The 23,417-nt window shown below is 71.5% G+C and carries 21 protein-coding genes; 10 read left to right on the top strand and 11 right to left on the bottom strand.

Annotation, left to right across the window (positions count from 1 at the left end; all coding sequences use genetic code 11):
* Positions 1–2 precede the first annotated feature (2 nt).
* The 4 genes from GA0070612_RS21595 to lanKC form a co-directional block, all read right to left on the bottom strand.
* A complete protein-coding gene (locus GA0070612_RS21595) occupies positions 3–1,757 on the bottom strand; it encodes an ATP-binding cassette domain-containing protein (protein ID WP_088989572.1) in 1,755 nt (584 codons plus the stop codon).
* Positions 1,754–3,475: an ATP-binding cassette domain-containing protein gene (locus GA0070612_RS21600; RefSeq protein ID WP_088989573.1), complete on the bottom strand. Its 1,722-nt coding sequence runs from the start codon at positions 3,473–3,475 to the stop codon at positions 1,754–1,756. Before GA0070612_RS21600 ends, GA0070612_RS21595 begins: the two co-directional genes overlap by 4 nt.
* Before the next feature lie 73 nt (positions 3,476–3,548).
* A complete protein-coding gene (locus tag GA0070612_RS21605; RefSeq protein WP_013734295.1) occupies positions 3,549–3,668 on the bottom strand; it encodes a SapB/AmfS family lanthipeptide in 120 nt (39 codons plus the stop codon).
* Positions 3,669–3,674: 6 nt separating this feature from the next.
* Positions 3,675–6,263 carry a class III lanthionine synthetase LanKC gene (lanKC, locus tag GA0070612_RS21610; RefSeq protein WP_088989574.1) on the bottom strand — a complete coding sequence of 863 codons (2,589 nt, stop codon included), beginning with the start codon at positions 6,261–6,263 and terminating at the stop codon, positions 3,675–3,677.
* A gap of 329 nt (positions 6,264–6,592) precedes the next feature.
* Between lanKC and zwf the strand changes: the two genes are divergently transcribed.
* The 3 genes from zwf (at position 6,593) to GA0070612_RS32845 (ending at position 9,949) form a co-directional block, all read left to right on the top strand.
* On the top strand, positions 6,593–7,972 hold the full coding sequence (gene zwf, locus GA0070612_RS21615) for a glucose-6-phosphate dehydrogenase (RefSeq protein ID WP_088989575.1): 1,380 nt from the start codon (positions 6,593–6,595) through the stop codon (positions 7,970–7,972).
* 448 nt (positions 7,973–8,420) lie between these two features.
* Positions 8,421–9,827: an OFA family MFS transporter gene (locus GA0070612_RS21620; protein ID WP_088989576.1), complete on the top strand. Its 1,407-nt coding sequence runs from the start codon at positions 8,421–8,423 to the stop codon at positions 9,825–9,827.
* Positions 9,824–9,949 (top strand): MFS transporter small subunit, encoded by a 126-nt coding sequence (locus GA0070612_RS32845; RefSeq protein ID WP_269458266.1) that lies wholly within the window; start codon positions 9,824–9,826, stop codon positions 9,947–9,949. The genes GA0070612_RS21620 and GA0070612_RS32845 overlap by 4 nt, the downstream gene beginning before the upstream one ends.
* Positions 9,950–9,981: 32 nt before the next feature.
* On the opposite strand, the gene GA0070612_RS21625 is transcribed toward GA0070612_RS32845, so the two are convergent.
* On the bottom strand, positions 9,982–10,710 hold the full coding sequence (locus tag GA0070612_RS21625) for an SDR family NAD(P)-dependent oxidoreductase (RefSeq protein ID WP_088989577.1): 729 nt from the start codon (positions 10,708–10,710) through the stop codon (positions 9,982–9,984).
* A 194-nt stretch (positions 10,711–10,904) separates the two neighbouring features.
* On the opposite strand from GA0070612_RS21625, the gene GA0070612_RS21630 reads away from it, so the two are divergent.
* On the top strand, positions 10,905–11,366 hold the full coding sequence (locus tag GA0070612_RS21630) for a peroxiredoxin (protein ID WP_269458267.1): 462 nt from the start codon (positions 10,905–10,907) through the stop codon (positions 11,364–11,366).
* A gap of 83 nt (positions 11,367–11,449) precedes the next feature.
* Complete coding sequence (locus GA0070612_RS21635; protein ID WP_088989579.1) at positions 11,450–12,133, top strand: hypothetical protein; 684 nt, start codon at positions 11,450–11,452, stop codon at positions 12,131–12,133.
* Positions 12,134–12,139: 6 nt separating this feature from the next.
* Here the strand turns inward: GA0070612_RS21635 and GA0070612_RS21640 are convergent, their stop codons facing one another.
* A complete protein-coding gene (locus tag GA0070612_RS21640) occupies positions 12,140–12,592 on the bottom strand; it encodes a MarR family winged helix-turn-helix transcriptional regulator (RefSeq protein WP_088989580.1) in 453 nt (150 codons plus the stop codon).
* Positions 12,593–12,687: 95 nt separating this feature from the next.
* On the opposite strand from GA0070612_RS21640, the gene GA0070612_RS21645 reads away from it, so the two are divergent.
* The gene (locus GA0070612_RS21645) at positions 12,688–13,128 is read left to right on the top strand and encodes a helix-turn-helix domain-containing protein (protein WP_088989581.1); all 441 of its coding nucleotides are present in this window, start codon (positions 12,688–12,690) and stop codon (positions 13,126–13,128) included.
* On the opposite strand, the gene GA0070612_RS21650 is transcribed toward GA0070612_RS21645, so the two are convergent.
* The 3 genes from GA0070612_RS21650 to GA0070612_RS21660 all read right to left on the bottom strand — a co-directional run bounded on the left by GA0070612_RS21650 (position 13,119) and on the right by GA0070612_RS21660 (position 16,895).
* On the bottom strand, positions 13,119–14,297 hold the full coding sequence (locus GA0070612_RS21650; protein ID WP_088991663.1) for a GNAT family N-acetyltransferase: 1,179 nt from the start codon (positions 14,295–14,297) through the stop codon (positions 13,119–13,121). The genes GA0070612_RS21645 and GA0070612_RS21650 overlap by 10 nt on opposite strands.
* 172 nt (positions 14,298–14,469) lie before the next feature.
* Positions 14,470–15,468: a cytochrome d ubiquinol oxidase subunit II gene (cydB, locus tag GA0070612_RS21655; protein WP_088989582.1), complete on the bottom strand. Its 999-nt coding sequence runs from the start codon at positions 15,466–15,468 to the stop codon at positions 14,470–14,472.
* Positions 15,469–15,482: 14 nt separating this feature from the next.
* Entirely contained in the window at positions 15,483–16,895 is a 1,413-nt protein-coding gene (locus GA0070612_RS21660) for a cytochrome ubiquinol oxidase subunit I (RefSeq protein ID WP_088989583.1), read from the bottom strand.
* Between the two features lie 176 nt (positions 16,896–17,071).
* Here GA0070612_RS21660 and GA0070612_RS21665 point away from each other — a divergent pair, with 176 nt between their 5' ends.
* The 4 genes from GA0070612_RS21665 to GA0070612_RS21685 all read left to right on the top strand — a co-directional run bounded on the left by GA0070612_RS21665 (position 17,072) and on the right by GA0070612_RS21685 (position 21,722).
* A complete protein-coding gene (locus tag GA0070612_RS21665; RefSeq protein WP_088989584.1) occupies positions 17,072–17,845 on the top strand; it encodes a lysophospholipid acyltransferase family protein in 774 nt (257 codons plus the stop codon).
* A gap of 925 nt (positions 17,846–18,770) precedes the next feature.
* A complete protein-coding gene (locus GA0070612_RS21675; protein WP_088989586.1) occupies positions 18,771–19,538 on the top strand; it encodes a glycerophosphodiester phosphodiesterase in 768 nt (255 codons plus the stop codon).
* Positions 19,539–19,557: 19 nt separating this feature from the next.
* The gene (locus GA0070612_RS21680) at positions 19,558–20,949 is read left to right on the top strand and encodes an MFS transporter (RefSeq protein WP_088989587.1); all 1,392 of its coding nucleotides are present in this window, start codon (positions 19,558–19,560) and stop codon (positions 20,947–20,949) included.
* Between the two features lie 56 nt (positions 20,950–21,005).
* A complete protein-coding gene (locus GA0070612_RS21685; protein ID WP_088989588.1) occupies positions 21,006–21,722 on the top strand; it encodes a thymidine kinase in 717 nt (238 codons plus the stop codon).
* On the opposite strand, the gene GA0070612_RS21690 is transcribed toward GA0070612_RS21685, so the two are convergent.
* Together GA0070612_RS21690 and GA0070612_RS21695 are read right to left on the bottom strand one after the other, a co-directional pair.
* On the bottom strand, positions 21,689–22,921 hold the full coding sequence (locus tag GA0070612_RS21690) for a low temperature requirement protein A (RefSeq protein WP_157742562.1): 1,233 nt from the start codon (positions 22,919–22,921) through the stop codon (positions 21,689–21,691). The two genes, GA0070612_RS21685 and GA0070612_RS21690, sit on opposite strands and share 34 nt — an antisense overlap.
* Entirely contained in the window at positions 22,908–23,366 is a 459-nt protein-coding gene (locus GA0070612_RS21695; RefSeq protein WP_408630510.1) for an Rv0361 family membrane protein, read from the bottom strand. The genes GA0070612_RS21690 and GA0070612_RS21695 overlap by 14 nt, the downstream gene beginning before the upstream one ends.
* Positions 23,367–23,417: the final 51 nt, after the last annotated feature.

A 23,417-nucleotide genomic window follows, 5' to 3' on the forward strand; every position in this document is an offset into this window, starting at 1 on the left:
GTTCACCCGGGTCGTGATGGCAGGGGTGGTGTGGTGTGCTCCTGCCAGTGGCCGACGAGCAGCCGGTAGGCCGTGGAGTGTTCCAGCAGGTGTTCGTGGGTGCCGGCCCGGGGTTCGGTGCCGTCGAGGACGAGCACCCGGTGGGCGCGGATCGCTGAGCTGATGCGGTGGGCGATGACGACCAGGGTGCCGGGTCGTCGGGCGAAGGCGTCTTCGACTGTTGCCTCCAGTGCCGGGTCCAGGTGGCAGGTGGCTTCGTCGAGGATCACCAGTGGGGCGGGTGCGAGCCAGGCTCGGATGGCGGCGATGAGTTGTCGTTCGCCGCTGGAGAGCAGGGCTGGTGTGATGGGCGCGGTCAGGCCGCCCAGTCGGGTGGCCAGGGGGCGTGCGCCGAGGGTGTCGATGGCGGTTTCCAGGGTGTGGTCGTCGGCGTCGGGCCGTAGGTAGCGCAGGTTGTCGGCGAGTCGGCCGGTGAAGATGTACGCCTCCTGCGGGACCAGTACCCGTCTGGTGGCGAGGATGGTGGGTGGGGTGTCGGTGACCGGGTGGCCGGCGAGGCGGACCGTGCCGTTCTGTGGTGGTAGGAGGCCGGCGAGGAGGGCGGCGAGGGTGGATTTGCCGGCGCCGCTGGGGCCTACGACGGCGAGGTGGTCTCCGTGGTCGAGGGTCAGTGAGAGGTTGTCCAGGACGGGTCGGGCGTGGGGGCCGTAGCGGAAGGTCAGGTTGCGGATCTCGGCGGCCGGGGTGGGGCTGGTGGTCGACCGGGGTGGGGTGTGGGGTTCGGTGGGGTGGGTGGTGTCGGGTTCCGGGTAGGTGCGCAGGATGTTTTCCAGGGTGACCAGGTAGCGCAGTCCCCCGCCGCCGATGCCCTGGAGCAGGGTGTGCAGGGCTGGTTGCAGGCCGGTGGAGATGTAGATCAGCGCGCCCAGTACCGCGCCGGCGGTCAGGCCCCGTTCGACCAGCCAGGGTGCGGCGATCAGCAGGACGATCAGTGGGAGCCAGCCGCCGATGCCGAGGCTGAGGCTGCGGATGGCGGCCATCCGGGCGAGGGTGCGTTCCGCTGTGGCCTGGGCGGATACGTGGTGGTCGACGTCGGTGGTGACGCGGGTCTGGGCGCCGCAGGCCAGGACGTCGCGGTGCGCGGTCAGGGCGGTGGCGGCGGAGTGGCTGAGGTGTTCGCCGGTGCGGACGTAGGCGCGTTGGTGCGTGATCATGGCTGGTAGTGCGGCGAGGAAGACGGCCAGGCCGGCGGCCAGTGGCGCGGCGGCCAGTGCCGCGACGACGGGTGCCAGGGCGAGGAGTCCGAGGAGGGCCGCGCCGGCGGCGAAGAGGAAGCCTCGGGTGACCATGAGCAGGCCGGCGAAGGTGTCGCGGACGATCTCCAGCTGGTGGGTGAGGCGGGCCAGGGCGGCGTTGTCCGGGTGCGCGCCGGTGCGGGTGGCGTCGTGCAGCGCTCCCTGGACCATGCGGGTGGCGAGTTCGTCGCGGAAGGGTTCGACCACGGCGCCGAGGCATCGGTAGGTGCGGCCGGTGGCCGCTGCCCCGAGCAGGACGGCGGCGGCGAGGGTGCCCAGCCAGGCGAGGCCGGTGGCGGGACGTCCGGTCAGGAAGCCGTCGTCGACGGCGCGGGCGACCAGGTAGCCGGAGAGCAGTGCGGGTATCGCTTCGACGAGTGACCAGCCGGCGAGGCGGGTCAGGTCTCGCCGGCTGGCCCGTGCGGCCTGCCAGGTGACCTGTCGTACGCCGGGGTGGGTCACGGTGTGCTGCTGGTGGGTGTGAAGACGGCGCGGTATTCCGGGTCGGCCCAGAGGTGGTGGTGGGGTGCGAGGCCGCGGAGCCGGCCGGCGTGCAGCCAGGCGACCAGGTCCGCGGCTGCCGCGGTCGCGGCCCGGTGGGTGATCAGGAGTCGGGTGCGGTGGTCGGGTCGTGCGGTGGTCGCCTGGGTGATGCGGTGTTCGGTGGCGGTGTCCAGGTTGGAGGTGGCGTCGTCGAGGATGAGGAGTCGGTCGGCGGTGAAGGCGCGGGCCAGGCCGAGGCGTTGGGTTTCGCCGCCGGACAGTGGTGTGTGGATCAGTGGGGTGCGGTAGCCGTCGGGGAGTCGTTCGACGACGTCGGCCACGGCTGCGGCGCGGGTGGCGGCGAGGACGGCCGGTGTGGCCGGGGTCGGTTCGGGTGGTGGTGTCGCCGTCTCGGCTGGTAGTGCCAGGCCGATGGCGTCGTGGATGGTCGCGCCGATGAGGACGGGTCGGTCGAAGGCGTAGCCCACGGCGCGGCGCAGCGCGGCCGGGTCGAGGTGGCGTAGGGGCACTCCGTCGAGTCGTACGTCGCCGGTGTCGGGGTCGTGTAGTCGTCCGGCGATGGCGGCGAGGGTCGACTTGCCGGCGCCGGACGTGCCGACGACGGCGACGGTGGCGCCGGCTGGGACGTGCAGGTCGATCCGGTCCAGGATGGGGCGGCCGTCGTCGGTGTGCACGCTGACGGCGCGGAGTTGCAGTGTGCCGCCGCCGGGTGGCAGGGGTCGGGTGCCGGTGGGTGTGGCGGGTTGGGCGAGGACGTCGGCGATGCGGTGTGCGCCGGCGCGGCTGCGGACGAGGTGGTTGAGGGTGGCGAGTACGCCGCCGAGTCCGGCGCCGAGGGCGGCGTAGCGGATCGCGGCGACCAGTTGTCCTGGTGTGAGCCAGGTGGCGGTCAGGGCGTATCCGCCGACGGCGATGACGCTGAGGTGCAGCAGGGGTGCGACGGCGGCGGTGCGGGCGCTTGCCGTGGCCAGGAGTGTCCATCCGCGGTGGCCGTACCGGTTCAGTGTGGGGAGGTCGGCGAGGATGCGTTGCTGTTCGCGGTGGGTGGTGGCGGCGGCGGCGATGGTGCGGGCGCCGTTGAGTGACTCCAGGAGTCGGCCGGCGATGCCGCCCAGGACCCGTTGGTAGTTCGCGGTCGCGGTCGAGGCGTCGGTGACGAAGGCTCGCATGAGGACGGTGAGCAGGCCCAGGCCGGCGAGGAGGGTGATCCCGAGTGCCGGGTGGATGATGGTGAGCGCGACGACGCTGCCCAGCGGTGGGAGGACTGCCACCGTGGCGAGGACGATGGCGTTGCCGGCCTGGCCGGCGTCGGCGGCCTGGCTGACCAGCCGGGCGACGAGGTCGCCGACCGGGTGGCGGCGGGTGGCGCGGACGTCGAGGGCGAACAGGTGGCGTAGCAGGTGGCGGCGGAGCCCTGCGGTGGCGCGTGCCGCGCCGAGTCCGGTGGCCAGGTCGCTGAGGGTGTCGACGCAGATGAGGACGAGGACGAGGGCGCAGGCGGTCCACCAGCCGGAGCCGCCGGTGAGGGCGGTGTCGACGGCGTGGCCGAGGGCTGCGGGGAGCAGGAGTTCGGCGGTCGCGCCGAGCAGGGCGACCGCGGCGAGGGTGGCGGTCCAGCCGCCGCCGGCCAGTGCGGTGCGTCGGAGTAACCGGTCGCCCGTGTCGAACGCCGACATCGGTTCCCTCCCGGTGATGCGCGGTCGCCCTGGGTGGGTGTGTACCCGCCCAGGGCAACCGTGTGCGATGGGATCAGTTGCAGGTCGTGACGGAGAGCGAGCTGTCGCCGCAGAGCAGCAGGCTCGCCCGGCTACCGCCACCCGTGCGGTCGGCCGGAGCCATCTCCAGGCCCTGGAGGTCCAGAAGCGCCATGTCGTGTCACCTCCCTTCGCTTTGTCGGTGGTGAAGGTGCCCTCGTTGTGGCGAGGGGGTCGGTGCGCCCGTGAGGGGCGTGAGGAACGGCAGCGTCGGTGGTGTGTCGTGCTGGGCGCAGGCCAGCGCGAGCAGCACGCCGGCGGTGCCGGTGCCGAGGTCCATGGACAGGCGGAGCAGTTGCTCGCCGGGGAAGGCGGTGCCGCCGGCGTACGGCAGCGCGTGCCAGGTCAGCCGGTCCAGTTGCGCGGTGAGGTCGCGGCGGTCGGTGTCGTCGGGTGAGGCGGCGAGGTAGGTGATGATGCCGGCGCGTCCGGCGAAGAGCCCGGACTGGGCGTAGAACGGTGAGCGTGCCGCGCGGCGGATCCCCGCGCTCGCCTCGGTGAACTGGTCGTCGGCGCGGTGGCGTAGGTACTGGTCGATGACCAGTCCGATGCCGACGCTGCCGTTGGCCAGGTAGGGCATGGTCCGCCAGCCTTCGTTGACCTCCAGTGCGCCGTCCGGGCGGAGCACGCAGCGGCGCAGGTCCTGCCGTAGTGCGGTGGCGGCGTGCCGGAGCAGGGTGTCGTCGCCGGTCAGTTCGTGCAGCCGTAGGGCCATCAGCGCCGGGCCGGTGCGGCCGCGCAGCAGCCCGGCGTACGGGTGGCGTCCGCCGCTGATGTCGGGGCCGGGGTCGTCGGCGAGGTGGTCGATGACGCGTTCGGCGGCGTGCCAGGAGGCGTCGCGCAGTGCCGTCTCGCCGGTGCGGGCGGCCAGTTCGGCGAGGTTGAGGGCGATCCCGGACAGTCCGCTGTGCAGGCTGTGGTCGAGCCCGTCGAGGGGTTCGCGGAGGCAGATGTCGAGGACGTCGAGGGCGTCCTGTCGGCGGCCGAGGTGTTCCAGGGCGTAGGCGACGCCGTGCAGGCCGTCGTAGAAGCCGCAGCGGGTGCCGGAGGGGGGTGCCGTTGCTCGCCGTACCAGCCATTGCTCGTGTTCGGGCTGTCGGTCGGCGCCGCTGGCGTGCAGGGCGTACAGGACGCCGGCCGCGCCGTGGGCGAGGTTGAGGCCGCCGGTGCGGAACTGTTCGATGTCGCCGGGGTAGAGGCGGTCGTCGCGTTCGGGGGTGGCGCTGGCGACGATCGCTGTGGTCAGTCGGTCCTGTGCGGTCGGCCGGTCGCCGAGGTGCACGTCGGGGGCGGTGGTGGTCGGTGCGTGCCCGGTGATCTCTTCGACGGCCGGGTCGAGGAACGACCGGGGCACCGGGAGGTTCGCGGCGATGATGTCGGCCAGGTGTGCCGCTTTGGCGGGGGCGAGGCGGACCAGTTGGGTCAGCGGCAGGAACAGGGCCAGTCGCAGGCAGGCCAGGGCGTAGCGGTCCACCGCGGGTCCGGTGCGGTCGCGGGGTGCGGCGAAGCCCTGGTTGCGCAGCCCGGGTCGGCGGTGTCCGGCGATCGGGGCGGCGACCTCGAAGTCGACGAGGGCGACCTGGTTGTCGGGGCGGATCATGATGTTGAACAGGTGCAGGTCGCCGTAGACCAGGCCGCGGTCGTGGATCGCGGTGATGAGCGAGTCGACCTGTTCGTAGACGTGCCGGGCCCAGGTGGTGTAAGCCTCCCGGTCGTCGGGTGTCGCGTCGGCGTCGATGAGGGGGTACCTGTCGACGAGCGCCTTGTTCAGCGGTCGACCCTCGATGAATTCGAGGGCGAGGAAGTGGTGCTCGCCGAGGGTGAACTCGTCGTGGACGCGCGGGACCTGCGGTAGGTCGGCGAGGTGCCGTAGGGCCGTGGCCTCGCGGGCCAGCCGGGCGACGGCGTCGGTGCCGTCGGCGTCCAGGCCGGCGTGTGGTCGGGCTTCCTTGAGGACCACCTGGGTGTCGGTGCGCAGGTCCCGGCCCACGTACAGTCCGCCGCCGTTGGAGAAGTGGATGACCCGCTCGATGCGGTAGGGCACTTCGTTGGTGCTGGTGTCGTTGCGGGCGGACAGGTGGGGGCCGAGGAAGTCGGGCAGGGTGACCCAGGCCGGGAGGTGGAAGACGGGTTCGCGGCGGTCGGGCACGAGCGTGCCGGTGTCGTCCTCGATCGCCGGCACGACCTGCCCGTCCGGGGAGTGGCAGTAGCGGGCGGCGAAGCCCCCGTAGCGCACGTGGACCGGGCCGGTTCCGTAGCGCAGGTCGCTGAGGACGTACGGTCCGGGCTCGCCGGCGAGCAGTTCGTCGAGTTCCTTGCAGGTCAGCTCCAGCTCCGCGTCGTCGCGTGGGTAGACCGTGACGAACTTGCCGCTGGCGGCTCGGGCGGCGTACTTGGAGTTGCGCAGCAGCAGGGTGCGGGGTCCGCGCAGGAATTTGAAGGACAGCCCTCGGGGTACGCAGTAGTCGAAGACGGTGTCGAGGATCCGTTCGGCGTTGGTCAGCGTGGCCGAGATGTGGATCTTCCAGCCCTGTTGGGGCAGTGCGCCGCCGTCCGGGCCGTAGATCAGCCAGTCGTCGAGGGGTTCGCGGCGCCAGCCGTGCGGCACGGGCCGGTCGGCGGCCGGGAAGGCGGGTTGCGCGACGGCGCTGCCGAGCGAGTCGTAGAACAGTCGATCAGCAGCGCAGTAGCTGTCGTAGCGCTCGTCCACCGTCCCGCCTCCCGTCTCGAACCTGGCCGGCTGTCGTGCCGGCGCTCTGGATCGAGTCTCGTGGACGGGACGGGGTGCCCCCCAGTGCAGTTAGTCATGAGCTTCGATGCGTGGTGCACAGGTGGTCGTGACAAAAGTCAGGGCCCGCTGCCGGATCAGGCGCGTTCGAACCACGGGCGGTTCTTCCGTAACCCCCGTCACACCTCTCTGTTCCGGGTGAGCGCCGCCGCTGTGGCTGACCTGACGTGCGTCGTCGGCCGGGAATTCCGCAGGTGGTCGCGCCGTTGTCCGTGCGGAAGATCAGAATCAGATGATCGAATGGAAGTGCCATGCACATGCGCTCAGACGCGGTGGTGCTGTTCGGCGTCACCGGCGACCTCGTCTCGAAGAAGCTGTTCCCGGCGCTGTACGAGTTGACCCGACGCGGCCGCCTGGATGTCCCGGTGATCGGCGTGGCCCGCTCGCCCTGGGATGACCAGCAGCTCGTCACCACGGCCCGCAAGTCGGTGCTGGAGGCCAGTGACGGGATCGACGACGAGGCCTTCGACGGGCTGGCGGCCAACCTTTCGATGATCTCCGGCGACTACGCCGACCCGGCGACGTACCGGCGTCTGGCCGAGCGTCTGCGCGACGCCGAGCGGCCCGTCTTCTACCTGGCGATTCCTCCGGCGGTGTTCTCCTCCGTCGTCGAGGGCCTCGCGGCGGTCGGGTTGGCCGACCGGGGCCGGGTGATCGTGGAGAAGCCGTTCGGGCGTGACCTGGAGTCGTCGCGTGAGCTGGATCGCACCCTGCGGGCGGCGTTCGACAGCGAGCGGGTGTTCCGCATCGACCATTACCTGGGCAAGGAGGCCGTCGAGGGTCTCTACGCCTTCCGGTTCGCCAACCGGTTGTTCGAGCCGTTGTGGAACAACGAGCACATCGACAACGTTCAGGTGACCCTCGCGGAGGCGTTCGGTACGCAGGGTCGGGCCGGGTTCTACGACACGGTGGGTGCCACCCGCGACGTGTTGCAGAACCACATCCTGCAGGTCGTCGCGTTGATCGCGATGGAGGCGCCGGCCAGTGACGACACGACGGCCTTCCGGGAGGCGGAGGCGGCGGTGCTGCGGCAGATCGCGCCGCTGTCGCCGGAGTCCACGGTCCGGGGGCAGTACGCCGGCTACCGCGACGAGCCGGGCGTCGCCGCCGACTCCAACACCGAGACGTTCGTGGCGACCCGGTTGACCGTCGACTCCCCCCGCTGGGCGGGTGTGCCGTTCTACCTGCGCACCGGCAAGTCCCTGCCGGGGACGGCGACGGAGGTCGTGGTCGAGTTCAAGCAGCCGCAGCGTTCGCTGATCCCCGCCGAACGGGGCACGGCGACCGCCGCGAACCTGTTGCGGTTCCGGCTCGGGCGCGGCGACGGCATCACGATGTCGATCCAGGCGAAGAGCCCGGGTGCCGAGGTCGCGAGTCGTCCGGTGGACCTGTCCGTCGACTTCGGGTCGGCGTTCGGCCGCCGCCAGGAGGCGTACGAGCGGTTGCTCGACGACGCGATGGACGGGCAGCACCTGCGGTTCGCCCGCGCGGAGACGATCGAGCAGGAGTGGCGCATCGTGGCACCGGTCCTGGACCTGCCGGCGCCGGTGCGGTCGTACGACAAGGGCACCTGGGGTCCGGCGGACGCCGAGGCCCTCGCCGGTGGCTGGCACGCCCCGGACCTGCGGTAGTGGCGCTGCTCACGGCGCCGGCGTCGGAGCTCGCCGCGCCCTGGCAGGGTGTGCCGGATGGCAACTGATGAGAGGGTGGGCGCGCTCGCCGAGCTGGCCGAGGCCGAGTTCATGTTCCGGTACGAGTCGGGTGTGCCGGCCGACGTGCGGGAGGCGCTCGGGACCGGACGGCCAGGGTGGGCGGCGGGGTGGTGCTGTCGATGCGGCACGACCCGACGGGCTACTGGTCCACGGCGCTCGGGTTCGGCGTCGACGAGCCGGTGACCGCCGAGCTGATCGCCCAGGTGTGACGTCCAACTGGGTGTGGCGGGCGGGCTGACCCGGTGGCGTGGCTGAGTGACCGCTCAGCTCACGGTATCGACCGCCCGGCGCTGCCGAGGTTTGCCGCTGGTGTGTGCGGTGGGCACGTTGTGGGGACGTCTCGTCCTCATCGGAGAGGAAGCAGCGCATGCTTTCCGCACTCGATCGTCGGCACACCGTCGCGCCGCCCGGCTACAGCCGGTGGCTCATCCCCCCGGCGGCGTTGGCCATCCACCTGTGCATCGGCCAGGTCTACGCGACAAGCGTCTACAAGAACTCGCTGATCGCGCACTTCGACACCAGTCAGACCGCGATCGGGGTGATCTTCAGCATCGCGATCGTGATGCTGGGGTTGTCCGCCGCGGTCGCCGGGACCTGGGTGGAGGCGAACGGGCCGCGTAAGGCGATGTTCGTCTCGGCCTGCTTCTGGGCGGCGGGTTTCCTGGTGGGTTCGGTGGGCATCGCCACGAAGCAACTGTGGTTGCTGTATCTGGGCTACGGCCTGCTCGGCGGCATCGGTCTGGGGATCGGCTACATCTCGCCGGTCTCCACGTTGATCAAGTGGTTCCCGGACCGGCCGGGCCTGGCCACCGGTTTGGCGATCATGGGGTTCGGTGGTGGGGCGATGGTCGCCTCTCCCCTGTCCCGGCAACTGTTGTCGTTCTACGACCCCGGCTACGACCCGGCCAACGCCGGGTCGACGGCGTCGGGCAGCGCCCTGGTCTGGTTGTTCGTGACGCTCGGCCTCGGCTACTTCGTGATCATGATGTTCGGGGTGGCGAACGTGCGGGTGCCGGCCGAGGATTGGCGCCCGGCCGGCTTCGACCCGGCGAGCGTCGCGGCGAAACCGCTGGTCACCACGGCGAACGTGTCGGCGGCGAACGCGGTGAAGACCCGCGCGTTCTGGCTGCTGTGGGTGGTGCTGTTCTGCAACGTCACCGCCGGCATCGGCATCCTGGAGCAGGCCAGCCCGATGATCCAGGACTTCTTCCGGGACAACGGCACGTCGGCGGTGACCGTCGCGGCGGCCGGCGGGTTCGTGGGCCTGTTGTCGCTGTTCAACATGGCCGGCCGGTTCGTGTGGTCGTCCACGTCGGACGTCATCGGCCGCAAACCGATCTACCTGGTGTACCTGGGTGTCGGCATGGTGCTCTACGCGGCGCTGGCCCTCGTGGGGCAGACCGCCACGGCGTTGTTCGTGCTGTTGGCCTGCGTGATCCTGTCGTTCTACGGCGGTGGTTTCGCGACCGTGCCGGCGTACCTGCGGGACCTGTTCGGCACGTTCCAGGTCGGCGCGATCCACGGCCGGCTGCTGACCGCGTGGTCGGCGGCGGGGATCGCCGGTCCGCTGATCGTCAACGGGTTCCTCGACGCGCAGGGCGAGCCGGGCACGTTGACGGCGGCGGCGTACCGGCCGGCGCTGTTCACCATGGTGGGGGTCCTCGCGGTGGGTTTCGTGGCGAACCTGTTGGTGCGGCCGGTGCCGCAGCGCTACCACGAGCCGGCGGGGAACGTGGACGGGCCGAAGACCGAGCAGAGGAGTGGTACGCGATGAGCGACGACAGCCGTAACGGGCAGCAGGCCCGGTTGTGGATCTCCTGGCTGGTGGTGGCGGTGCTGCTCGGCTACGGGGTGGCGCAGACGGTCGTCACGGCGGCGAAGCTGTTCACCCACTGAGAGCGGTGAGCCGGGGCGCGCGGCGTCCCGGCTCACAGGCCGCCGGACACCCGCAGGACCGTGCCGGTGGCGTAGGAGGCGTCCGGGCCGAGCAGCCAGGCGATGGCGGCGGCGATCTCGTCGGGTTCGCCGGCACGGCCCAGCGGGATGCGGCCGACGGCCGAGTCGGGGCGGTCGGGCACGCCGGAGTCGGCGTGGATGTCGGTACGTACGATGCCGGGCGCGACGGCGTTGACCCGGATGCCCTTCGGGGCGAGTTCCTTGGCCAGGCCCACGGTGAGGGTGTCGGTGGCGGCCTTCACCGCGGCGTAGTGCACGTACTCCCCCGGGCTGCCGAGGGTCGCGGCGGCCGAGGAGACGTTGACGATCGCCCCGCCCTCGGTGAGGCGGCGGGCGGCCTGCTGCGCGCACAGGACGTAACCGACGAGGTTGACGTCCACGACCCGGCGCAGATCCTCGACGCGCAGCTCGGTGAAGGGTCCGATGAGGCTGGTGACGCCGGCGTTGTTGACCAGGCCGGTGAGCGGGCCGAGCTGTGCTGCGGCGTCGAACAGCTCGGCGACCTGGTCGGGGTCGGTGGTGTCGGCGCGTACCGCGATGGCCTGCGCTCCGGTCGCGCGCAGGTCGGCCAGGACGGTCGCGGCGGCGGCCTCGTCGCGGCGGTAGCACAGGGCGATGTGGTGACCGCCGGTGGCGAGGCGGCGGGCGGTGGCCGCGCCGATGCCGCGACCGCCGCCGGTGATGACGGTGACCGGTGCCATGGCACCTCCAGGGCTGTCGGAGCAGGATGCGCCGACGCTACCGTGACCGGCGCGGTCCGGTCGTCGAGAGGAGGGTCACATGCGGCGCGTGGTGGTGCTCGGTGGCGGCGGGGTGGCCGGGGAGTCGGGGTTGCTCCGAAGGTGATCGCTTACGCTTCCCGCGCGTTCGGTCGATGCGACAACGGAGGTGCGCGGTGGCGGGTGTGGGTGTCGGTGACGTGGTGCAGGATTTCGAGTTGCCGGATGAGACGGGCACGCCGCGGCGGCTGTCGGAGTTTCTGGCAGCCGGGCCGGTGGTGGTGTTCTTCTACCCGGGGGCCATGACGCGGGGCTGCACGGCGGAGAGCTGCCACTTCCGCGACCTCGCGGCGGAGTTCACCGCGCTGGGCGCGACGCGGGTGGGCATCAGCCGCGACCCGGTGGCGAAGCAGGCCGAGTTCTCGAAGCTGCACGGCTTCGACTATCCGCTGCTGTCCGACGAGGACGGCACTGTGGCGCAGCAGTTCGGGGTGAGGCGGCGGATGCCGCTGGGGGCGTTGAGCACGAAGCGGATGACGTTCGTGATCGGGTCCGACGGGCGGATCATCGAGGTGATCCACAGCGAGGTCAGCATGAACGACCACGCGGACCGGGCGCTGCGGGCGTTGGGCGGCTGAGCGGTCGTGGGCCCTGTGCGGCGGGTGTCGCAGCCGGCTGGTATCAAGACAGAAATCAAACAGGTGTACGGAAGAGGGTTGTGATGGATGCCGGCCAGGGTTTGTCCACTGACGAGGTGCAGAGCATCCGGGAGGCGTTGGCGGCCGGGCGTAAGCCGCGGGTGGTGTTCACCGCGTCGGCGGGGCAGATCGCCGGTCAGGTCGGTCAGGTGATCGAGCTGACCGACCCGGAGGTGTCCGACGAGTTCGTGGTGGTGCGTTTCGGTCGCGACGAGTTGCCGTTCTCCCCCGCCGACCTGGCGGTGGCGCCCAAGGGCGCCGGTCGTCGGGTGGCGGAGCCGAAACCGGAGCCCGAGCCGGAGCCCGCGCCCGTGGCGGCGCCGGAGTTCGTGTTGGACACGCCGCGGGTGCCCGCGCAGCGACAGGAGGAGCCGAAGGTGGAGCAGACGGAGAAGCCGCCGGCGCGGCGGGCGGTCAAGGCCGTCAAGCCGAAGGGACCCGCGGGTCTCACCGTGACGTTGGCGTACGCCGACGGTGAGTGGACCGTCGCCGCGCAGCAGGGCAGCAAGGCGCTGGCGAAGCCGTACGTGGTGAAGCCGGCCGAGGCGTTGAAGATGGTGGCGTTGGTCGACGTGCCCGGGGTGCAGGAGGCGGTGGAGCAGATCCTCGGCACCGAGCGGGCCGAGGCGGAGCAGCAGGCCGAGAAGCTGCGCGCCGAGTTGGCCGAGATCGAGGCCCGGCTGGCGGAGTTGCGCGAGGCCCGCTGAGGGTGCTCAGCGCCGGGCGTGGTGCTCCAGCAGCCGGGTGAGCAGGCGGGTCAGTTGGTCGCGTTCGGCGCTGGACAGCGGGGCGAGCAGCTCGTCCTGGACCCGGCCGACGGTGTCGCCCATCCGGTGGGCCTCGTCGGCGCCGGCGTCGGTGAGGCTGATGACGTTGCGGCGGCGGTCGGCCGGGTCGGGGGCGCGTACGACGAGCCCCCGACCGGCCAGGTCGTTGACGGCGGCGACGACGTCGCTGCGGTCGATGCCGCAGCGTCGGCCCAGGTCGGCCTGGCTGGCGGGCCCGTCCTCGGCCAGCGTGGCGAGCAGCCGGTAGTGGTAGCCGCGTAGGCCGTGCGCGGCGAAGCCCTCGCTGACGAGCCGGGCGGCGTGAGCGGCGGTCTGGTTGAGCAACCAGGTCGGGGTGGTGCGGAGCCCGGCGGGTGACTGCGGGGCGGTGGACTGCATGACCGCAGCCTAACAGGAATCGTTGGCGCGACCCACGATCCATGCTACGTTGGCTGCACCAACGTTGGTTCGACCAACGTTTGAAAGGAGGCGTCATGTCCACCGCTCCCACCCTCAACGGCCAGGTCATCGGCCAGGCCCACTACGCCACCCGGGCCCTGCTGGAGCGCGCCGTCGCCCCACTCGGGCTCACCTTCGGCCAGGTGCTCGCGCTCAACGCCCTCGCCGACGGGCCCGTCGAACGCGCACACCTCACGCACCGGATCACCAGCACACTCAAGGTCGACGCGCCGACCGTCCACGAGGTGATCGCCGAACTCCTCGACGCGAACCTCGCCCACGACGACACCGACGCGACGCGGATCCGGCTCACCGACGCCGGTCACGCCACGCAGGCCCGCGTCGCGGACGTCGTCTCCGGCATCACCGCCCGCCTCTACGCGGACATCCCCGCCGACGAGGCGAGCGCCGCCGCCCGGGCGCTCACAGTCATCACCCAACGCGCCGACGCCGAACTGGCGGCCGGTCAGAAGTAGTCGAGCACCTGGGCCGGGCCGCCCGCGCCCAGCAGGTCCAGGGCGTCCGGCGTGACACCGGCGGCGTGCAGCAGACCCGCCTGCGCGACCGACCGGGCGCCGGCCGCCCCGGTGTACAGCAACGCGAAACCCCGCACGTCCAGCCGCAGATCCGCCTCGCCGTCGACGCGGGTCAGCTCAGCCTCGCCGTCGGCCACAGCCAACCGCCAGGTGCCGGTGTTCCACTCGGCGAGCGGATCGGTGAGGCGGAAGTCGACGAAGCCCCGCACGTGGGCGGGCCACCCCCGGGCGCTCACCGCGCGGGCGACGTCGACCGGCCGGTGCATCCACAGGTCCCGCTCGTGCTCGCGGGCCGACTCCAGCGGCAGGCAGGCGCTCACCGCGTCGCCGTCGAGCGGGCACAGTCGCAGGGTCGGCGCGACGCTCGCCCAACTCGCCAGCACCCCGACGAGTTCCCGGGCGGCCTCGGCGGTGACGGCCAGGGCCTCGTCGACGGTGAGCACCGAGTCGGCCCCGTAACCGCGCCCCCGTTTCCAGACGGCGTAGCCGATAAGGTCGCCGCCCTTTTCCACAAGAGTGAGCCCGTCGCCCGGCAGGGCACCGTCGGCGGCGTAGAAGTCGAACAGCTCACCCCGGCGGGTCAGCAGGCCGTTGCGGTGCCGGGTGACCTGCTCGTACAGGGCGTCGACGGCCGGCAGGTCGGCCACTGTGCCCGCACGCACCACGAACCGCGGGTCGGGGTGGTGCCGGGGCAGCGTGGCGGTGGGCAGGTCGACCGTCCGCAGCACACCGGCGGCCTCCCAGCCGCAGGCCCGGTACGGGGCGGCGACGGTCGGGTAGAGCGCGCTGACCGCCGCGCCACGGTCGCGGGCACCGCGCAGCAGGGCGGTGAGCATGGCACGAGCCACACCCCGGCCGCGGGCCTCGGGGGCGACCGCCACACCCGCCACGTCGGCGGCCGACACCGCCCGCCCCGACCACCACTGGTCGTGGTGCAGGTCGACGACCTTTCCGACGATTCGCCCGGCGTCGTCGAACGCGCCGTAGCGTGTCAGCCCAGGCACCTCGGTGGTGGTGCTGGCGGGTTGCCGCGGGCCGGAACCGAACGCGAACCGGCCCAGCTCCCAGGCGGCGTCGAGGTCGTCGGCGGTGAGTTCGCGTACATGCATCGGCACACCGTAGCGACGCGGATCCGAGCCAACAGCCGATATACCGGCCCGCCCCGCGCCGAGACCCCGTCGATCATGGAGTTGTGGTGGGTACAAAAAGCCCTCGACGCCTCGAATCGGGCACCACAACTCCATGATCGACCGGGCTGGCGGGGCTGGCGGGGGCGGGAGGTCAGTGCTGGGGGATGTTGGCCACGCCGATGCGCTTGCGGAACACCCAGTACGTCCACGCCTGGTAGGCCAGCACCACCGGAGTGAAGATCACCGCCACCCAGGTCATGATCTTCAGGGTGTACGGGGTGGACGCGGCGTTGGTGGCCGTCAACGTCCCGGCGGGGTCCAGGGTGGAGGGCAGCACGTTCGGGAACAGCGCCGCGAACAGGGTCGCCACGGCCAGGCCGATCGCCACGGCGGTGCCGGTGAACGCCCAGCCCTCCCGGCGTACCCGGGCGGCGGACAGACCACCGAGCAGCGCGAGGGCCGCGCCGACGGCAAGCACGACGGCGGCCGTGCTGGAACGGATGCTCAACGTCCAGGTCAGGAAACCCACCGCGAGGACGACGGCCCCGACGCCCAGGCGCACCGCGAGCGCGCCCGCACGCTCGCGGATGTCGCCGGTGGTCTTCAGGGCGAGGAACACCGCGCCGTGGGTGAGGAACAACGCGAGGGTGGTCGCGCCACCGAGCAGGGAGTACGGGTTGAGCAGGTCCACGAGGCCACCGACGTACTCGTGCTCGGCGTCCAGTGGCACCCCGCGCAGGATGTTGGCGAAGGCGACACCCCACAGGAACGCCGGCAGCAGCGAGCCGACCACGATCGCGGTGTCCCAGCGGCGCTTCCAGGACGCCTCGGGGCGCTTGTGCCGGTACTCGAACGCGACGCCCCGGGCGATCAGGGCCAGCAGGATCAGCAGCAGCGGCAGGTAGAAGCCGGAGAACAGGGTGGCGTACCACTCGGGGAACGCGGCGAACATCGCGCCACCGGCGGTGATCAACCACACCTCGTTGCCGTCCCAGACCGGCCCGATGGTGTTGATCAGGACGCGGCGTTGCCGGTCGTCGCGGCCCAGGACGGGCAGGAGCATGCCGACGCCGAAGTCGAAGCCCTCCAGGATGAAGTACCCGGTGAACAGCACGGCGACGAGGAGAAACCAGATGGTGGTCAGGTCCACGATGGGCTCCGGGATCAGTAGGCGAAGGCGAGCGGACGCTCGGCGTCGTCGGTGTCGTCGGTCGGGGGTTGTTCGCTGACGTCGGGTACGCCGGCCCTGGCGTAGCGCAGCAGCAACTTGACCTCGATCACGGCGAGGGTGGCGTAGATCAGCGTGAACGCGGTGAACGAGGTGAGCACCTCGGCCAGCGAGACGCTGCGCGACACCCCGTTGCGGGTGAGCATCTCGCCGAAGACGATCCACGGCTGGCGGCCCATCTCGGTGAAGATCCAGCCGAACGAGTTGGCCAGCAACGGCAGCACCGGCATGGCCAGGCCGGCGCGCAGCAGCCACCTACTGCTCGGGGTACGGCCCTTGCGCTGACTCCAGAGCACCAGCAGGGCGATCGCGCCGGCGGCCATCCCGAAGGCGATCATGAAGCGGAAGCTCCAGTAGGTGACCGGGATGATCGGGGTGTAGCTGCCCGCGCCGTACTGGGTGGCGTACTGGGCCTGCAGGTCGTTGATGCCGTGCACGGTGCCGTGCGGGTCGCCGGTGCCCAGGTACGACAGCAGGTAAGGGATCTTGAGGGCGAACACCTCGCGGCTGCCGTCGAGGCTGCCGATGGTGAGCACGGAGAACGAGGCGGGGCTCTCGGTGGTGTAGAGGCCCTCGGCGGCGGCCATCTTCATCGGCTGCACCTCGGTCATGATCTTGCCCTGGATGTCGCCGGTGAACAGCACGGCGGCGGAGGCGACCAGGACCACCCAGGAGCCGAACTTCGTGGCGAAGCGGTACGCGCCGGTGTCGGCGGAGTCGCGGTTGCGGATCACGTGGTACAGGCCGACGGCCACGACCAGCGACCCGGCGACCAGGAACGACCCGGCCAGGGTGTGCGGGAAGGTGATCAGGGCGACCTTGTTGGTCAGCACGGCCGGGAAGTCGGTGAGCTCGGCGCGCCCACTGTCGGGGTTGATGCGGTAGCCGACCGGGTTCTGCATGAACGAGTTCGCGGCGAGGATGAAGTACGCGGAGAGGTTGGTGCCGATCGCGGCGGCCCAGATGCTGGCCAGGTGCGCCCGCTTGGGCAGCCGGTCCCAGCCGAAGATCCACAGGCCGATGAAGGTGGATTCGAGGAAGAACGCGACGAGCGCCTCGATGGCCAGTGGCGCGCCGAAGATGTCGCCGACGAAGCGGGAGTAGTCGCTCCAGTTCATGCCGAACTGGAACTCCTGCACGATCCCGGTGACCACGCCCATGGCAAAGTTGATCAGGAACAGCTTGCCGTAGAACTTCGTGAGCTTGAGGTAGCGCTCGTTGCCGGTGCGGTGCCACAGCGTCTGCAGGATGGCGACCAGCACGGACAGGCCGATGGTCAGCGGCACGAAGAGAAAGTGGTAGACGGTGGTGACACCGAACTGCCAGCGGGCGACGTCCAACGCGTCCACCTGAAACCCCCAACCATCCGTACTACGAGACGTAGTAAATACTACTGCTTGTCGTAGAGGGATGGGCAGGGCCGGGCGGCCCGCAACGCCCCGGGACCAATGACCCTGATCACCCCCGGGGCATCCGGCCGACCCGCCCGCACGTTCGTGCCGCCGCGTGCGACGATGTCGCGCTGATGGACACCACGTACGCGACCTGGCAACCGCCGCTCATCTGGCGCGCCGCCCTACTCCTGGCCCGGGCCCTGGTCGGCCTGCTGGCCCGCCTCGAGGTCACCGGCGACGTCCCCGCGCACCTGCGTCGCGGGCCGCTGGTGCTGGCCGCCAACCACATCAGCCCGTTCGACCCGTTGGTGATGGTCGCCGCCTGTCAGACCCGCCGCGTCGCCCCCCGGATCATGGCGACCGCCGGACTGTTCCGCGCGCCGCTGCTCGGCGCCGCCATGCGTCACGCCGGACACATCCGCGTCGACCGGGGCACCAGCGCCGTCCACCAGGCTCTCGACGACGCCGCCACCGCTGTCGCCCGCGGCTCGGTAATCCTCATCTACCCCGAGGGGCGCATCGGTCTGGACCCCGGCATGTGGCCCGAACGCGGCAAGACCGGTGCTGCCCGCCTCGCCCTGGCCTGCGGCGCCCCGGTCGTCCCGGTCGCCCAGTGGGGCGCGCACGAGGTGCTCCCCTACCGGGCGCCCCGGGGAATGCTGCGTGGCGTCGCCCGCTCACTGTGGCGTCGCCCGGTCATCCGGGTGCACTTCGGCGCCCCCGTCGACCTGGGCGAGTCGACCTCCGCCAGCCCCGGCGCGGCACGCCGGGCCACCGACCGGATCATCGACGCGCTCACCGACGCCCTCGCCCCGCTGCGCCCCGACGAGCCCGACCTGCCCCGGCACGTCGACCCCGGCCGCCCGAGCGACCCCAGCCGCGCCCACCGCCGTCGCTCGGCCTGAGGCCGCGACCGACACGACGCCGGGAGACGCCCCATCCCCGGCCGCCCGACGACGGCCGGAAGGCCGAGTCCAGCACCGGGTGCCGAGGTCGACCTGGCTCGACCTCGGCTAGGGCGCCGTCGCGGGTGGCCCCGGTGGCGCGGATCGACCGGCTGCTGACCAGCAGGCGCCGAGCTGAGCCCAGCGACCCCCAACCTCCACCTCCCGTCCTTTGCTCTGCACCTGCGGGCGCACCAGCTACAGACAGTGACTGTCGCATCCGCAGGTGCAGAGCAAAGGACGCAGGACAGGTGACCGGTGGATGGCGCCGATGGGCCGGTCCGGGCGGAATTGTGCGGCCTACGACCACCGGGATCAACGCCACGGCCGGCAGCGGATAACAAACGGTCGAGCCGGTGCAGCTCGGGTCGCCGTACCGCCTCGTCGCTGGTGTCCCCGGTCTGGGGGATGACGGTGGCTCGCGACCTGGGCCGGCTACGCGGCTGGGGCTTTCTCGCTGCTGTACGGCGCACTGGGTCTGTACTGGACCGCCGGCGGCGACGGATTCCCGTTCGCCCCGGTCGACCCGGCACGCGCGTCCGGATCGATCCTGGAAGGCGGCCGCGCCGAGGTCGTCGCACCGATCATCGCCGTGCTCGGGCTGATCGGCGCGGTCGTCGCCTGGGTGATGACGCGCCGCGCCCGGCCCGGACGCCTGCCGACGGCGCTGGTCGGCTTCGGCTGGGCTGCGCCGTCGCGTCGGCGCTGGGCGGCGTGCTCACCCACGGCCTGGTGGCCGGCTGGGGACAGGGGCGTCGACGCGCGGCCTGCCACCACTGCGGAGAAGGACCCCCGGCGGCCACCCGTGCCGCAGCCCCGGCGTCCCGGGCCTGATCTTCGCCGGTAGGTCACCCGCGCTCCACCGACGGCGGGCATACTGCCTCGCGTGCTGACCCGACCCGGCTACCTCGACGCGCCCGCGCCGCTGGCGTTCGCCCACCGCGGCGGCGCCGCCGACGGCGACGAGAACACCACCGAGGCGTTCGCCCGGGCCGTCGGGCTCGGTTACCGGTACGTGGAGACCGACGTGCACGCCACCGCGGACGGCGTGGCCGTGATCTTCCACGACCCGACGCTCCAGCGGGTCACCGGTGAACCGGGGCGCATCGCCGAGATGAGCTGGGCCGACCTCGCCTCGGTACGCGTCGGCGGCGCCGCCGTCGTACCCCGGCTCGACGAGGTCCTCGGCGCCTGGCCGCAGGTCCGCTTCAACATCGACGTGAAGGCCGACGGCGGCGTCGAGCCGACGGTCGCGACCGTGACCAGCGCCGGCGCCGCCGACCGGGTGCTGCTCGCCTCGTTCAGCGACGCCCGCCTGACCCGGATGCGCGCGCTCACCGAGGGGAGGGTCGCCACCAGTCTCGGCATGCGGGGCGTCGCCCGGCTACGCCTCGCCTCCCTGCACGGGCGACCGCTGCGGCTTCCCCCGTCGGTGGTCGCCGCGCAGGTGCCGCCCCGCTACGGGCGGGTGCCGGTGGTGGACCGTCGGTTCCTCGACTACTGCCACCGGATCGGCCTGCAGGTGCACGTCTGGACGATCGACGAACCCGCCCAGATGCACGACTTACTGGATCGTGGCGTGGATGGCATCATGACCGATCACGTCGGCGTGCTGCGCGACGTCTACCGCAGCCGCGGCCACTGGGCCGCCTGAACCATTCCAAGGACCCCCGATGGCCGAGACCGTGACCCCCGCGGTGGACGACAACCCGCCTCCCGCGAGCACCCGCCGGGAGCGCCGCGGCTGGTACATCTACGACTGGGCGAACTCCGCGTTCCAGACCACCGTCATCACCGTGTTCCTCGGCCCGTTCCTGACCACGGTCGCCGAGGTGGCGGCCGGCTGCGAGCTGGGCGCGGACTCGTGTGACGGCTTCGTGTACCCGCTCGGCATCAAGGTCGCCGCCGGGTCCTACTACCCGTACCTGATCTCGCTGTCGGTGTTCCTCACCGTGTTCGTGCTGCCGGTCATCGGGGCGATCGCGGACCGGTCGGCGCACAAGAAGCGGTTGCTCGGCGGGGCCGCGTTCACCGGCGCCGGCGCCACCATCGCCATGGCGTTCGTCACCGGCGACCGCTACCTGCTCGGCGGGGCGCTCTTCCTGGTTGCCAACATCTCCTTCGGCGCCGCGATCGTGGTCTACAACTCGTTCCTGCCGCAGCTCGGCGGCCCCGACGAACGCGACGGCATCTCCAGCCGGGGCTGGGCGCTGGGCTACCTCGGCGGCGGTCTGCTGCTGGCGCTCAACCTGGTCGCGATCACCATGCTCGACAAGGGCGACGACCCGCAACGCACGCTGGACCTGGCCCGCTGGTCGATCGTGTCCGCCGGAGTCTGGTGGGCGCTGTTCACGCTGGTCCCGCTGCGGTGGCTGCGCGAGCGCCCGTCGGCGGCGGCGCTGACCGGTGGCGGCAACGTCCTCACCGACGGGTTCCGCCAACTCGGCCGCACCGTCCGCGAGATCAAGGCGTACCCGCTGACGCTGTACTTCCTGCTCGCCTTCCTGGTCTACAACGACGGCATCCAGACCGTCATCACCCTGGCCAGCCAGTACGGCACCGAGGAACTACGCCTGGAACAGAGCACCCTGATCATCACGATCCTGCTGGTGCAGTTCCTCGCCTTCGGTGGCGCGCTGAGCCTCGGGGCGCTGGCCCGGCGCATCGGCGCGTGGAAGACCGTGCTGCTCAGCCTGGTGCTCTGGACCGGTGTGATCATCGCCGCGTTCCGGCTGCCCGCCGAGGCGCCGGTGCCGTTCATGGTCCTCGGCGCGGCCATCGGCCTGGTCCTGGGCGGCAGCCAGGCGCTGAGCCGGTCGCTGTTCAGTCAGCTCATCCCCACCGGGAAGGAGGGCGAGTACTACGGCTTCTACGAGATCAGCGACAAGGGCACCAGTTGGCTCGGCCCGCTCGCCTTCGGTCTGGTGTTCCAGCTCACCTCCTCCTACCGGGTGGGCCTGGTCTCACTGCTGATCTTCTTCGTGGTCGGTTTCCTGCTCCTGGCCGCCGTGCCGATGCGCCGTGCCATCGTCGCCGCCGGCAACACGCCACCGCGGGTGCTCTGAGCACGCATCCCGCGTCCGACAGATCAGGAGTGGCCGATCGGCTAGGCTGCCCGACCGTGACTGACGACGCCACCACCGCTCCGACCTGCCTCGCCCACCCGTTCCCCGGCCGACCGCACGCTGCGGCCGGGTGCGCGGCGGCGCGCGGGATGGATGGGCGGCCGGTGCACGCGGCGGCACTGAAGTTCTTCTGGGGGCCGATGGACTGCGGCAAGTCCACGATGGCGCTGCAGATGAACTACAACCACGCCCGGCAGGGCCGTCGGGGGTTGGTCACCACCCGCATCGACAGGTCGTTGGGCCCGCAGGTCACCACCCGCATCGGGCTGGCCCACGAGGCCATCGAGGTCACCGACGACCTGGACCTGCGGGCGCTCGTGCGCGGCCGGTGGGCCGACGGGGTACGCGTGGACTACCTGATCTGCGACGAGGCGTGCTTCTACACCGTGGAACACGTCGAGCAGATGGCCGAACTGGTCGACAGCTACGACGTCGACGTGTTCGCGTTCGGGCTGGCCACCGACTTCCGGTCCAGCCTGTTCCCCGCCGCGCAACGCCTCTTCGAGCTCGCCGACGAGGTGGCCCGCATCCAGGTCGAGGTGCTCTGCTGGTGCGGGCGGGAAGGGCTGCTCAACGCCCGCGTCGTCGACGGGCGGGTCGTCCGCGAGGGCGCACAGGTCGTCATCGGCGACACCGTCGACACCGCCGAGGTGCGCTACCAGGTGCTCTGCCGCCGGCACTACCGCAGCGGCGACCTCGGCCCCCGCGACTGAGTCACCCGCCGTGCGCCGTCGCGGACCGCGACCTGGTCGGTCACGATGACCGCGACGGTCACGACCAGCGCCGCCGTGGCGCACACCGCGACCGGCACGTTCAAGCCCACGGCGACCGGTATCAGCACCGACAGCACCACCACCGCCGTGATCCGGCTGGTCGGCGTGCGTCCCCACAGCAACGCCTTGTAGGCGGCGTGACCGGCCAGGAACAGTGCCGGGCCACCCAGGACCACCAGCGCGGCGACCGTCGTGGTGGGAGCGCCGGGCTCGCGCAGCAGCCGCTCGTCGCCCGCGGAGGTGACGATGACGCCGGCGACGATCACCGGATGCAGGTAGTTGAACGCGACCCGGCTCAACGCGCCGGTGCGCTCACCGGCGCGCGCGACGACCTCCGTGGCGGCGGCGGCCGAGCGGGCGAAGTACACCCACCACAGCGCCACCGAACCGGCGAACGCCAACAGGAAGGCCCCGAACGTCACCAGGTCCACGTGCCGGGTGAGGGTGCCCCCGGTGACCAGGATCGACTCACCCAGTGCGATCAGCACGAACGCCCCGCACCGGTCGGCCAGGTGCCCGCCCTCCACCATCCACCGCTCGGGACGGCTGCGCCCTCGTCTCGGCAACGGGTAGCCGATCCAGAGGCCGACCACCTCGATCACGATCACCGACGCCCACAGCGCCTCCCGCGCCACCGGGCCGACCAGACCGCCGAGCACCATCAGCACCGACGTGCCGGCTATCCACGGCAGTGACTGCTGGAACCCGGAGACCAGCCAGGGGTTGCCCCGCGTCGCCCACAGGGTGAACATCGTCCGGCCCACCTGCACGCTCACGTAGACCACCGCGAAGAGCAACCCGGTCCCGGCGAACGCCTGCGGGATCGCCGCCGACAGCGACAGGCTGCCCAGCGTCACCCCGATCAGCATCGCCCGTACCGGCCCCTGGTCCGGTTGCAGCCAGTTGGTCACCCAGGTGGTGTAGATCCAGACGAACCAGACCAGGGCCAGCAACAACGCGGTACGCAGCGCGCCACGCCAGTCCGGGTGCTCGATCAGGTAGTGCGACAACTGGGTGATGGAGAAGACGAACACCAGGTCGAAGAAGAGTTCCGTCGAGGTGGTCGGCTGCACCCCCTGGCGCGGGCGCAGCAACCAGGGACGCGCCGGGGTGACGTCCGGCGGTTCAGAAGGGGTCACCGCACACCCGCCAGTCGCCGCCCTCGCGGACCACCGGTAGGCGACGTTCCTCGCTGAGTCCACCGTCGCGGGTCACCTTCACCGTCACCGTGCCCTGCGGTCGGCCGCTGCGGGTGGCGACCGACACGTCGGTGATCTCGTAGTCGGTGACCATCGGCGGGGTCCGCACCCAACTGGTGAAGCCGCCCGCGCTCCACCGGCTGCGGGCGTCCTCGCAGAGCCGCTCGTACGCCCGGTCGCTGTCGCCGAGGGTCACCTCGCTGAAGAACCCGTCGGCGGTCTCCCGGATCGGGCCGGCGGCCTGACGGACGGTCTGCAGGTTCCAGGCGGCCACGCCGGCCACCCCGACGCAGCACAGCGCCACACCGAACCCGGCGAACGCCAACCCGGTGCGCATCGGGCGGCTGCGCCGGGCCGGTCGGCTCCACGACTGACCGACACCCACGACTACCGACCGTAGAGAACGTCGTCGCACCGAGGTACGACATGCCGAAAA

It is taken from the genome of Micromonospora chokoriensis, from assembly GCF_900091505.1.
GTDB classification, from domain to species: Bacteria; Actinomycetota; Actinomycetes; order Mycobacteriales; family Micromonosporaceae; genus Micromonospora; species Micromonospora chokoriensis.

Coding starts and splice junctions, on each gene's coding strand:
- GA0070612_RS21665 (WP_088989584.1), top strand. CDS start 17,072: ATGGACACCACGTACGCGACCTGGCAACCGCCGCTCATCTGGCGCGCC.
- GA0070612_RS21600 (WP_088989573.1), bottom strand. CDS start 3,475: ATGTCGGCGTTCGACACGGGCGACCGGTTACTCCGACGCACCGCACTG.
- GA0070612_RS21605 (WP_013734295.1), bottom strand. CDS start 3,668: ATGGCGCTTCTGGACCTCCAGGGCCTGGAGATGGCTCCGGCCGACCGC.
- GA0070612_RS21680 (WP_088989587.1), top strand. CDS start 19,558: ATGGCCGAGACCGTGACCCCCGCGGTGGACGACAACCCGCCTCCCGCG.
- GA0070612_RS21645 (WP_088989581.1), top strand. CDS start 12,688: ATGTCCACCGCTCCCACCCTCAACGGCCAGGTCATCGGCCAGGCCCAC.
- GA0070612_RS32845 (WP_269458266.1), top strand. CDS start 9,824: ATGAGCGACGACAGCCGTAACGGGCAGCAGGCCCGGTTGTGGATCTCC.
- GA0070612_RS21640 (WP_088989580.1), bottom strand. CDS start 12,592: ATGCAGTCCACCGCCCCGCAGTCACCCGCCGGGCTCCGCACCACCCCG.
- GA0070612_RS21650 (WP_088991663.1), bottom strand. CDS start 14,297: ATGCATGTACGCGAACTCACCGCCGACGACCTCGACGCCGCCTGGGAG.
- GA0070612_RS21620 (WP_088989576.1), top strand. CDS start 8,421: ATGCTTTCCGCACTCGATCGTCGGCACACCGTCGCGCCGCCCGGCTAC.
- GA0070612_RS21635 (WP_088989579.1), top strand. CDS start 11,450: ATGGATGCCGGCCAGGGTTTGTCCACTGACGAGGTGCAGAGCATCCGG.
- GA0070612_RS21625 (WP_088989577.1), bottom strand. CDS start 10,710: ATGGCACCGGTCACCGTCATCACCGGCGGCGGTCGCGGCATCGGCGCG.
- zwf (WP_088989575.1), top strand. CDS start 6,593: ATGCACATGCGCTCAGACGCGGTGGTGCTGTTCGGCGTCACCGGCGAC.